We start from the raw sequence: 9527 nt of genomic DNA on the forward strand, positions 1-9527 counted from the left end.
TGGGAGTTCTGCTCGCAGCCTTCCATGTCCTCCAACAGGCGCTCCAGCGTCACGATCTGGCGATCTGTCACCTGGGGTTTCGTCGTCGGCCAGGCGGGAGGCTTCGCTGCGTTGCACCGCCAGACGCTCGCCCACCGCGGCCAGCACGCGCTTGCGCTCGGCCTGCTGGCGCACGCGCTCTTCGCGCTGGGCCGTCTGTTCCTTGGCGAGGGCATCGAGCTCGGCGCGCCGCTCGGCAGCGCTCTCGTGCAGGGTCTGCAGCGCAGCGATCTCCTCGCGCACGGCCATCACCTGCGCCGCACGGGCTCGCGACACATAGCCGAGGTAGCCCAGGGTGCGCCCGGTCTCCTGTGGATCGTTGCCCGAGAGCAGCGCGCTCCACGGGGTCACGCCGCCCGTTTCGTACTGCTGGCGCATCAGCGCCGCGAGCGTCTTCTGGCGCGCCGCGAGATCGGATTCGCGCCGACTGATGCGGTGCTCCAGATCCTTCAACTCGTCGCCGGCCGTCTTGCGTCGGCCTTCGATCTCGCTCAGACGACGCGTGGTCTCGGAGATCGCGCGTTCGGAGGCTTTCAGTTCATCGGCCGCGGTCGCCCGCGCCTTCTCGGCTTCGGCCATCTCGCGCTCGATGCGCTCGATGCGCTCGCGCAACACATCGCGCTCGTGCTGGGCCGCCTCGCGCTGGGCGAGGTTCGAGGCAGGCTGGGCCATAACCATGCCAACGGGGCAGGCCAACGCCAGGACCAGCGCCAGCGCGGCCCGCAGCCCCGTGGGGCGATGAGGGGGCGTGCCGACGCCGCCGCGCGTCATCGGCACGTCAGACGGGAACTGCCGGGCGCGCGGCACGAGGCGGGCCTGATCAGGCCTTCGCCTTGCCCTGCGCCGCCACGGCGGCCATGGCCGCCGCGATCTCGTCCGGATTGCCCAGGTAGTAGTGACGGATGGGCTTCAGGTCGTCGTCGAGCTCGTAGACCAGCGGCTGCCCGGTCGGGATGTTCAGGTTGACGATGTCGTCGTCCGACACGTTGTCCAGGTGACGGATGAGCGCGCGCAGGCTGTTGCCGTGCGCGGCGATCAGCACGCGCTTGCCGGCGCGGATGGCCGGGGCGATGGCCTCGTCCCAGTAAGGGACGACGCGCTCGACGGTGTCCTTCAGGCATTCGGTGTTGGGCAGCAGCGCCGGATCGACATCCGCATAACGCGGATCGTTGCCCGGCAGGCGATCGTCGCCCTCGGGCAGCGGATTCGGGGCAATGGCGTAGGCACGGCGCCACACGAGGACCTGCTCGTCGCCATACTGGGCGGCGGTTTCGGCCTTGTTCAGGCCCTGCAGCGCGCCGTAGTGACGCTCGTTCAGGCGCCAGGTCGGCTCCACCGGCAGATACATGCGGTCCATCTCGTCCAGGGCGATCCACAGCGTGCGGATGGCGCGCTTCAAGACCGACGTGAAGGCGAGATCGAAGTCGTAGCCTTCCCGCTTCAGGAGCTGGCCCGCCTGGCGTGCCTGCTCGCGGCCGGTCTCGGTGAGGTCGACGTCAGTCCACCCGGTAAAGCGGTTTTCCAGGTTCCACTGGCTTTCGCCGTGACGCATGAGGACGAGTTTGTGCATGGCAGGCAATGAGAAGTAGGGTGCGATGGTTAACTCGTCATTCTATAATTCTTGATTGCACTTTGCTTAGGGCGCCTCGCGCCAGTCGCGGCGAAGCGTTTTCGCCGCTGGAACCAGGAAACCCCGCGTGGACTTCGTACTGCAGAACATCTTCATCATCGCCGTTGCCGTCGTCTCTGGCGCCATGCTCATGTGGCCAGGCTTTAGCCGTGCCCGCGGTGTCAATGGCGTGGACACCACCGGCGCCACCCAACTCGTCAATCACGAGCAGGCCGTCTTCGTCGACATCCGCCCGCCCGTGGAGTATGAGAAGGGCCACATTGCCCAGGCCCGCAACGTGCCCGTGGACGACATCGAGACCCGTGCCAGCTCGCTGCCCAAGAACAAGCCGCTGATCGTGGTGTGCAACAACGGGCGCACCGCCGCTCGCGCCGCCGCGCAGTTCAAGGCCAAGGGCTTCGAGAAGGTGCACACGCTCAATGGCGGCCTCATCGCCTGGCAACAGGCCGGCCTGCCCGTCACCACCCGCTGATCGCCGCGCGGCGCCGCCCCCGGCGCCGCGCGCTCCCTTTCCTTCGGCAGTGCGCTGCCACATCACAACGAAACGAGACCCTCATGGCCGAAGCCCAGACCCCCGCGCAGGATCAGAACACGCAAGCCGCTCCCGTCTTCAACCTGCAGCGCGTCTACCTGAAGGACCTCTCCCTCGAGCTGCCGAACGCGCCGCAGATCTTCCTCGAGAACGAACAGCCCCAAGTGGAAGTGCAGCTGAACGTGGGCGTCACGCGCCTGGCCGAGACCGTGTTCGAAGCCACCGTCACCGCCACGGTCACGACCAAGATCAAGGATCAGGTCCTGTACCTCGTCGAAGGCAAGCAGGCCGGCATCTTCGAACTGTCGAACATCCCCGCCGAGCAGATGGATCCGCTCCTGGGCATCGTCTGCCCGAACATGATCTACCCGTACCTGCGTGCCAACGTCGCCGACGCCATCACCCGCGCCTCGCTGCCGCCCGTGCACCTGGCCGAAGTGAACTTCCAGGCCATGTACGAGCAACGCCTGGCCGAGTACCAGCAGTCGCAGGCCGCCGCCAACGGCGCTGCCCCCGCCGCGCAGCACTGAGCATGACGCCCGTGCAGCCGACCGGACGCGTTGCCCAGGACGGCAGCCCGCCACCCGGCGGCTTGCGCGTGGCCGTCATCGGTGCGGGCAGCTGGGGCACTGCCCTCGCGGCGATGTCCAGCCGCTTCTGCCCCACCCTGCTCTGGGCACGAGATCCGGCCACGGCGGCAAGCCTGGCCGAACACCGGGAGAATCGCCGCTATCTTGCCGGCGTCTCCTTGCCCGACACCCTGGCGTACACCGCCGATTTCGACGCGGTCGGCCGCCATCTGGCGGGTCCTGCACCCGCACTCATCATCCTGGGTGTGCCCGTGGCGGGCCTGCGCGACACCTGTGCCAACGTGGCCGCGCTGCTGAGCCGCCATGCCCCGGGCCGCACAGACGTCGTCTGGACGTGCAAGGGCGTGGACCCGAACACCGGCGAGCTGCCGCACCAGATCGCGGCGGCCGCGCTCGACGCCTATCCCGATATCGCGCAGGGCGTGCTCTCCGGCCCGTCGTTCGCGCGCGAAGTGGCCCAGTGGCTGCCGGTGGCGCTCACCATCGCGAGCCGGGATCCCGGCCTGCGCGAACGCGTCGTCACTGCGCTGCACGGCGAGAACGTGCGCATCTACGCGAGCGACGACATCGTCGGCGTGGAAGTGGGTGGGGCGCTGAAGAACGTGCTCGCCATCGCCTGCGGCGTGGCCGACGGCCAGGGGCTGGGCACCAATGCCCGGGCCGCGCTCATCACGCGCGGGCTGGCTGAAATGACGCGCCTGGGCGTTGCCATGGGCGCGCGGCCCGACACTTTCGCCGGACTCACCGGCCTGGGCGATCTGGTGCTCACCGCCACGGGTGATCTCTCGCGCAATCGCCGCGTGGGCGTGGAGCTCGGCAAGGGGCAGGTCCTGGCCGACATCCTCGCGCAGAGCCCGCATGTGGCCGAAGGCGTGCGTGCCGCGCGCGCCGTGCAGAGTCTTGCACGCCGTCACGGCGTGGACATGCCCATCACCGACGCCGTATGCGCGCTGCTCTTCGAAGGCGCCACCGCGCGCGAGGCCGTTGCCTGCCTGCTCGCCCGCGAACCGCGCCAGGAAACGCCGGCCAGCGACAGCTGATTCTTTCTTACCCGAGCCCATCGACACCATGACGACGACTCGCTTTTCCGCGGTGCGCCGCACCTTGTTGAGCCTGGCCGCCCTGGCCGTCACCGCCAGCGTCGCCCTGCCCGTGCAGGCCGCCGCTGCGTGGCCCAGCCGCCCCATCTCGATGGTCGTGCCCTTCCCGCCCGGCTCCTCGCCCGACATCGTCGCGCGCACCGTGGCCGAGCCGCTGTCCAAGGCGCTTGGGCAATCGATCATCATCGACAACCGGCCCGGCGCAGGCGGCAACATCGGCACGCGGGCGGTCGCCCAGGCGCAACCGGATGGCTACACGCTGCTCTTCACGATCAACGGCCCGCTCGTCACCGCGCCGCGGCTCTATCAGAAGACGCTGGGCTACGACCCGATGAAGGATCTCGCACCGGTCAGCCTCATCGCGACCAGCCCCAACGTGCTCGTGGTGAACAACGACCTCGGCGTGAACGACATGGCGGGCTTCCTCGCGCTGGCCAAGTCCGATCCCAAGCGGCTCAACTACGGCTCCGTCGGGCCGGGCAGCGCCTCGCACCTGGCGATGGAGATGCTCAAGTCGGACGCCAAGGTGGATCTGCTGCACGTGCCCTATGCCGGCTTTCCGCAGGTCATCACCGCCATCATCGCGGGCGACGTGCACGCGGCGTTCATGGTGCCCGCGATCGCCATGCCCCAGGTCAACCAGGGCAAGGCCAAGGCACTCGCCGTGAGCAGCCGCGAAGCCTCGCCCCTGCTGCCCGGCGTGCCCACGGTGGCTGCCACCACGGCGGGCTTCGAGGCCATCTCCTGGCAGGCTGTGCTGGTGCCCGCGGGCACCCCGCCCGAGATCGTCGAGCGCCTGAACACCGAGCTCGACACCATCATCCGCAGCGAGCGCATCAAGACGCTGCTGGACAGCCAGTACTTCACCGGCGTGGGCGGCAAGCCGGACGTGCTCGCCAAGCAGATCACGGACGAGACGGCCCGCTGGACGGCGGTGATCGATCAATTGAAGCTGTCGCTGGATTGAGCCCGGCGCGAGCGCCTGCCGGGCCTCACACGCCCGTGGGCGTCCGCCGCGTCATGTAGACAGCGTCCTCGCCGTACCCGGCGAGCTTGCGGCGCAGCGACGGCGTCGCCCGCTGCGCCACGAAGCCGTAGCGTTGCCAGAAGGCGCGCGCGCCTTGCACGGCGATCAGGCACTGTGACGCCAGCGCCAGCGACTCGGCCGCTGCCATCACGGCAGAGATCATCTGCCGGCCCACGCCCGCGCCTGCCGCGACCGGATCAACGGCCAGGTCATGAATGTACAGACAATCAGGGACGCCTGGCAGCTCGCAACATGCGCTGTCGAGCGGGACGGCCTCCCCTTCTCGCCAAGGCATGGCCAGCACGTACGCCACCGCGACATCCGAGGCCAGGGCGAGAAAGCACGTCTGGGGCGCAGCCTGGATCTTGGCAAGCAGTGAGGCGGGCGACTCGGGGGTGACCGCCACGTAACATGCCGCCTGGATCCGGCAGACGTCGGGCAGATCCGCCAGCGTGAGAGCCCGGATCTGCACGGCCGTCTCGGGCCTCACGACCCCGCCGCGCCGGCATAGCCATGCTGGCGCCAGGCTTCGAACACCGTCACGGCCACCGCGTTGGACAGGTTCAGGCTGCGCTGCCCGGGCCGCATGGGCAGGCGCACACGCTGATCCGGCGCGAAGCGCGCCAGATCGGTTTCGCTCAGGCCAGCCGTCTCACTGCCGAACACGAACACGTCACCCGGGGCGAACGCCACCTCGGCCACGCTGCGCTCGGCGCGCGTGGTGAGCGCGAACGCTCGGCCAGCGTCGGCGCGCGTGGCGAGCAGCGCAGCCGGCAGGTCGTCGTGCACGCGCACGGTCGCCCACTCGTGATAATCCAGCCCTGCGCGGCGCAGCCGCGCGTCATCCAGCTCAAAGCCCAACGGCCGCACCAGGTGCAGCTGCACACCGGTGTTGGCCGCCAGCCGAATGGCGTTGCCGGTATTGGGCGGAATCTCCGGCGCGACGAGAACGACGTGGAACATGGTCAGACGCTCAGCACCAGCCCTGGGCCATCAACGCATCGGCCACCTTCACGAAGCCGGCGATGTTGGCGCCGTCCACGTAGCTGACCGTGCCGTCCTCGCGCTGGCCGTAGCGCACGCATGCATCGTGGATGGAGGCCATGACGGCTTGCAGGCGCTGATCGACTTCCTCGCGGGTCCACGACAGACGAATCGCGTTCTGCGACATCTCGAAGCCCGAGGTCGCCACGCCACCGGCGTTGCTCGCCTTGCCCGGTGCGAACAGGACGCCGGCGGCTTCGAAGGCGTGAACGGCTTCGAGCGTGCTGGGCATGTTGGCGCCTTCGGCCACGCACAGCACCCCGTTGGCGATGAGGCGATTGGCGTCCGTCTCGTCCAGCTCGTTCTGCGTTGCGCACGGCAAGGCCACGTCCACAGCCACGGACCACGGCCGCTCGCCAGGATGGTAGGCAATGCCGACGGCCTCGGCGTACTCGCGCACCGTACGTCGCTCGTCGTTGCGCATGCGCATCAGGATGGCGAGCTTCTCGGTATCGAAGCCGGCCGGGTCCACGGCCATGCCCTGCGAATCGGACACCGTGACCACGATCGCGCCCAGCGAGATCAGCTTCTCGATCGCGTACTGAGCCACGTTGCCGCTGCCCGAGACCGCCACGCGCAGGCCCGTCAGGTCACGGCCTTGGCGCGCCAGCATCTGCTGCGTGAAGTACACCGTGCCGTAGCCCGTGGATTCCGGACGGATCAGGCTGCCGCCGAAGGACGGGCCCTTGCCGGTGAAGACCGAGCCCGCGGAATTCGCGAGACGCTTGTACTGGCCGGCCATGAAGCCCACTTCGCGCGCGCCCACGCCGATGTCGCCCGCAGGCACATCGGTATCCGGCCCGATATGTCGGAACAATTCGGATACGAGCGCCTGGCAGAAGCGACGGATCTCGCCATCGGACTTGCCCTTGGGGTCGAAATCCGAGCCGCCCTTGCCGCCGCCCATGGGCAGCGTGGTGAGTGCGTTCTTGAAGGTCTGCTCGAAGGCCAGGAACTTCAGGATGGAGGCGTTGACCGAGGGGTGAAAGCGCATGCCGCCCTTGTAGGGGCCGATGGCTGCGCTGTGCTGCACGCGGTAGCCGCGATTCACGCGGGTATGACCCTTGTCGTCCGTCCAGCTCACGCGGAACTGGATCATGCGGTCCGGCTCGACCAGGGTGTCGAGCAGTGCCTGGCTCGCATATTTCGGGTTGCGGGCGATGAACGGCCAGAGGCTGTGCATCACTTCGGAGACGGCCTGCTGGAACTCGGGTTGGCCGGGATTGCGGGCGGCGACCTGCGCCAGGAAATCTTCCACACTGTCGTACTGCACGAACACTCCTTTGGGAAAGACGGGCGCCGTGGCACCCGTGTCGGCGGCGCTCTCGAGGAGCGCCTCTTGTCGTCGGAGAAGACGGCCGGCCGCAATGGCCGGGGTGTCAGCGGCTACTTCGCCGGGACACCGATCTCCCCGTGGGCGAGCATGCGCTGCACATAGCGCGCAATCATGTCCACTTCGATGTTCACGCGGCTGCCGGGGCGCAGGTGCCGCAGCGTCGTCACCGCCACGGTGTGCGGGATGAGGTTGATGCTCACTTCGCAACCCTCGGCGCTGTCCATGACACGATTGACGGTCAGGCTCACGCCATTGACCGCGATCGAGCCCTTGTAGGCGAGGTACTTGCCGAACTCGGTGGGCACGCGCACGGCAAGCTCATGGGATTCGCCCACCGGCGCGAAGCGCACCACCTCACCCAGGCCATCCACGTGGCCGGAGAGCAGGTGCCCGCCCAGCGCATCCCCCAGACGCAGCGCCTTCTCAAGGTTCACGTCGCCTTCGGCGTCCAGGCCCACCGTCAGACGCAGGCTCTCATGCGAGATGTCCACGGTGAACTGATTGCCCTGGAGCGAAGTGACCGTCATGCAGGCGCCTTGCAGGGCGATCGAATCGCCAAGCTTGACCTCGTCCAGCCCCAACGTGCCTGCCTCCACATGCAGACGCAGGCCAGCATACTCGCCGGCATCCTGGGATTCGACACGAACGATGCGCCCGACAGCGGCGACGATGCCCGTAAACATGGAAGACTCCTTGGTGATGCAGATGAAGAGGACTCGGACTACGCGCGCCGTTCGGCCAGCGCCCAGGCGATCGTGCCCGCGTCCACGTATTCGAGTTCGCTGCCTGCCGGCACGCCACGCGCCAGCCGCGTGACAGTGAGCCCGCGGGCCCGCAGGGCGTCGCCCAGGTAGTGCGCGGTGAGATCGCCCTCGGCCGTGAAGCTGGTGGCGAGAATGACCTCACGCACGACACCGTCGGCGGCGCGCTCCACCACCCGGTCCAGGCCGATGGCCTCCGCGCCCGCCCCTGACAGGGGCGCGAGGCGCCCCATCAGGATGTAGTAGAGCCCGCGATAGCCATGGGTGGCTTCGATGACGTTCTGGTCCGCCGGGGTCTCGACCACGCAGAGCAGACCGGGATCCCGCTTGGGATTGGCGCAGACGCTGCAGATGGGCGCCTCGGTGAACGTATTGCAACGCTCACAGTGCCGCAGCTCGGTGAGCGCATTGCCCAGCGCACTGGCCAGTTGCTGCGCGCCCGGCTGGTCGTGCTGCAGCAGGTGATAGGCCATGCGCCGCGCCGACTTCACGCCCACGCCCGGCAACCGCCGCAGGGCGGCGATGAGCGCGGCCAGTGGCGCAGCGTCGTCGAGTTCGGCTTGCATGGCGCAGACGGGCGAATCAGAAAGGCAGCTTCATGCCCGGGGGCAGCGGCATGCCCGCCGTCACGGACGACATCTTTTCCTGGGTGGTGGTCTCGACCTTGCGCAGGGCGTCGTTGAACGCCGCGGCCACCAGGTCTTCGAGCATGTCGCTGTCGTCAGCCAGCAGGCTCGGATCGATCTGCACGCGCTTGACGTCGTGACGGCAGGTGATGCTCACCTTGACCAGGCCACCGCCGGCAGCCCCTTCGACCACGATCTCCGCCAGGGCCTCCTGAGCCTTCTTGACGTTTTCCTGCATCTGCTGCGCCTGGCGCATGAGGCCGGCGATCTGTCCTTTCATCATGGAAACAACCCTCGTAGAAGTCTGTCAGGCGGGCTTGATGGAGCCCGGAATGATTTCACCGCCGAACTGCTGAACGAGCGCCTGGACGAAGGGATCGGCGACGATGGCCGATTCCGCGTCACGCTGGCGCGCCTCGCGTTCGGATTGCGCCACGGCATGCGCCGTGTCAGAACCGGTCTCGCCCACCTGCATCTTCAGTTGCAGCGGGCGGCCGAAGTGTTCGATCAGGGCGGCGCGCAAGCGTTCCACCGACGGGCCCTGCGCCATCGGCGCAGCCGGCACGGTGAGCACGATGGTGCCGCCTTCGACGCCCGTCCATTCGGCCTGACGGGCGAGCTCGGCGGACATGCCGCGCAGCGGCAGCCGCGTGGCAAGCACAGGCCAGGGCTCGCGCAGGACGATGGGCTCGCCGGCGTCCACTGCCTGGTCGTGGATCACGACAGCCGGAGGGGCAGGCGGCTCCACGGCTGACGGCTGACCGCGGCCAGAGGCCTCGCCGGAGACTTCGTCGGGGGGCCCGCGTGGCGCGGGCAGGCGGCGCACTCGGGGCGTCGCTCAG

General features: G+C 68.5%; 13 protein-coding genes. 4 read left to right on the plus strand and 9 right to left on the minus strand.

What is annotated here, in order from left to right; all coding sequences use genetic code 11:
* Together IMZ29_RS21520 and gpmA are read right to left on the minus strand one after the other, a co-directional pair.
* The coding region (locus tag IMZ29_RS21520) for a murein hydrolase activator EnvC family protein (protein WP_371820389.1) at positions 1–846 on the minus strand (846 nt) is incomplete at its 3' end.
* A 13-nt stretch (positions 847–859) separates the two neighbouring features.
* On the minus strand, positions 860–1609 hold the full coding sequence (gene gpmA, locus IMZ29_RS21525; RefSeq protein WP_216188173.1) for a 2,3-diphosphoglycerate-dependent phosphoglycerate mutase: 750 nt from the start codon (positions 1607–1609) through the stop codon (positions 860–862).
* A gap of 127 nt (positions 1610–1736) precedes the next feature.
* On the opposite strand from gpmA, the gene IMZ29_RS21530 reads away from it, so the two are divergent.
* From IMZ29_RS21530 to IMZ29_RS21545, 4 genes are all read left to right on the plus strand, one after another.
* Positions 1737–2141 carry a rhodanese-like domain-containing protein gene (locus IMZ29_RS21530; protein ID WP_371820390.1) on the plus strand — a complete coding sequence of 135 codons (405 nt, stop codon included), beginning with the start codon at positions 1737–1739 and terminating at the stop codon, positions 2139–2141.
* Positions 2142–2224: 83 nt separating this feature from the next.
* A complete protein-coding gene (gene secB / locus IMZ29_RS21535) occupies positions 2225–2731 on the plus strand; it encodes a protein-export chaperone SecB (protein WP_216188175.1) in 507 nt (168 codons plus the stop codon).
* 2 nt (positions 2732–2733) lie between these two features.
* Positions 2734–3831, plus strand: coding sequence for an NAD(P)H-dependent glycerol-3-phosphate dehydrogenase (locus IMZ29_RS21540; RefSeq protein WP_216188177.1), 1098 nt, complete (start codon positions 2734–2736; stop codon positions 3829–3831).
* A gap of 28 nt (positions 3832–3859) precedes the next feature.
* Positions 3860–4858 carry a Bug family tripartite tricarboxylate transporter substrate binding protein gene (locus tag IMZ29_RS21545; RefSeq protein WP_216188179.1) on the plus strand — a complete coding sequence of 333 codons (999 nt, stop codon included), beginning with the start codon at positions 3860–3862 and terminating at the stop codon, positions 4856–4858.
* 25 nt (positions 4859–4883) lie between these two features.
* Here IMZ29_RS21545 and IMZ29_RS21550 read toward each other — a convergent pair whose 3' ends face one another.
* The 7 genes from IMZ29_RS21550 to IMZ29_RS21580 all read right to left on the minus strand — a co-directional run bounded on the left by IMZ29_RS21550 (position 4884) and on the right by IMZ29_RS21580 (position 9433).
* The gene (locus IMZ29_RS21550) at positions 4884–5390 is read right to left on the minus strand and encodes a GNAT family N-acetyltransferase (protein ID WP_216188181.1); all 507 of its coding nucleotides are present in this window, start codon (positions 5388–5390) and stop codon (positions 4884–4886) included.
* A 14-nt stretch (positions 5391–5404) separates the two neighbouring features.
* On the minus strand, positions 5405–5881 hold the full coding sequence (locus IMZ29_RS21555; protein WP_216188183.1) for a tRNA (cytidine(34)-2'-O)-methyltransferase: 477 nt from the start codon (positions 5879–5881) through the stop codon (positions 5405–5407).
* A gap of 10 nt (positions 5882–5891) precedes the next feature.
* Positions 5892–7235, minus strand: coding sequence for an NADP-specific glutamate dehydrogenase (gene gdhA / locus IMZ29_RS21560; RefSeq protein ID WP_216188185.1), 1344 nt, complete (start codon positions 7233–7235; stop codon positions 5892–5894).
* Between the two features lie 113 nt (positions 7236–7348).
* Positions 7349–7981 (minus strand): riboflavin synthase, encoded by a 633-nt coding sequence (locus tag IMZ29_RS21565; protein ID WP_216188187.1) that lies wholly within the window; start codon positions 7979–7981, stop codon positions 7349–7351.
* Positions 7982–8019: 38 nt separating this feature from the next.
* Positions 8020–8625 (minus strand): recombination mediator RecR, encoded by a 606-nt coding sequence (gene recR / locus IMZ29_RS21570; protein ID WP_216188190.1) that lies wholly within the window; start codon positions 8623–8625, stop codon positions 8020–8022.
* Positions 8626–8641: 16 nt separating this feature from the next.
* Positions 8642–8968 (minus strand): YbaB/EbfC family nucleoid-associated protein, encoded by a 327-nt coding sequence (locus tag IMZ29_RS21575; RefSeq protein WP_216188192.1) that lies wholly within the window; start codon positions 8966–8968, stop codon positions 8642–8644.
* Between the two features lie 24 nt (positions 8969–8992).
* On the minus strand, positions 8993–9433 hold the full coding sequence (locus IMZ29_RS21580) for a DNA polymerase III subunit gamma/tau C-terminal domain-containing protein (protein WP_216188194.1): 441 nt from the start codon (positions 9431–9433) through the stop codon (positions 8993–8995).
* Positions 9434–9527: the final 94 nt, after the last annotated feature.

The sequence above is a fragment of the Verticiella alkaliphila genome, from assembly GCF_018904615.1.
GTDB classification, from domain to species: Bacteria; Pseudomonadota; Gammaproteobacteria; order Burkholderiales; family Burkholderiaceae_B; genus Verticiella; species Verticiella alkaliphila.

What these genes read in the sequence shown, in the direction of transcription:
- gpmA (WP_216188173.1), bottom strand. Translation starts at nt 1,609, where the DNA reads ATGCACAAACTCGTCCTCATGCGTCACGGCGAAAGCCAGTGGAACCTG.
- secB (WP_216188175.1), top strand. Translation starts at nt 2,225, where the DNA reads ATGGCCGAAGCCCAGACCCCCGCGCAGGATCAGAACACGCAAGCCGCT.
- IMZ29_RS21540 (WP_216188177.1), top strand. Translation starts at nt 2,734, where the DNA reads ATGACGCCCGTGCAGCCGACCGGACGCGTTGCCCAGGACGGCAGCCCG.
- IMZ29_RS21545 (WP_216188179.1), top strand. Translation starts at nt 3,860, where the DNA reads ATGACGACGACTCGCTTTTCCGCGGTGCGCCGCACCTTGTTGAGCCTG.
- IMZ29_RS21555 (WP_216188183.1), bottom strand. Translation starts at nt 5,881, where the DNA reads ATGTTCCACGTCGTTCTCGTCGCGCCGGAGATTCCGCCCAATACCGGC.
- IMZ29_RS21565 (WP_216188187.1), bottom strand. Translation starts at nt 7,981, where the DNA reads ATGTTTACGGGCATCGTCGCCGCTGTCGGGCGCATCGTTCGTGTCGAA.
- recR (WP_216188190.1), bottom strand. Translation starts at nt 8,625, where the DNA reads ATGCAAGCCGAACTCGACGACGCTGCGCCACTGGCCGCGCTCATCGCC.
- IMZ29_RS21575 (WP_216188192.1), bottom strand. Translation starts at nt 8,968, where the DNA reads ATGATGAAAGGACAGATCGCCGGCCTCATGCGCCAGGCGCAGCAGATG.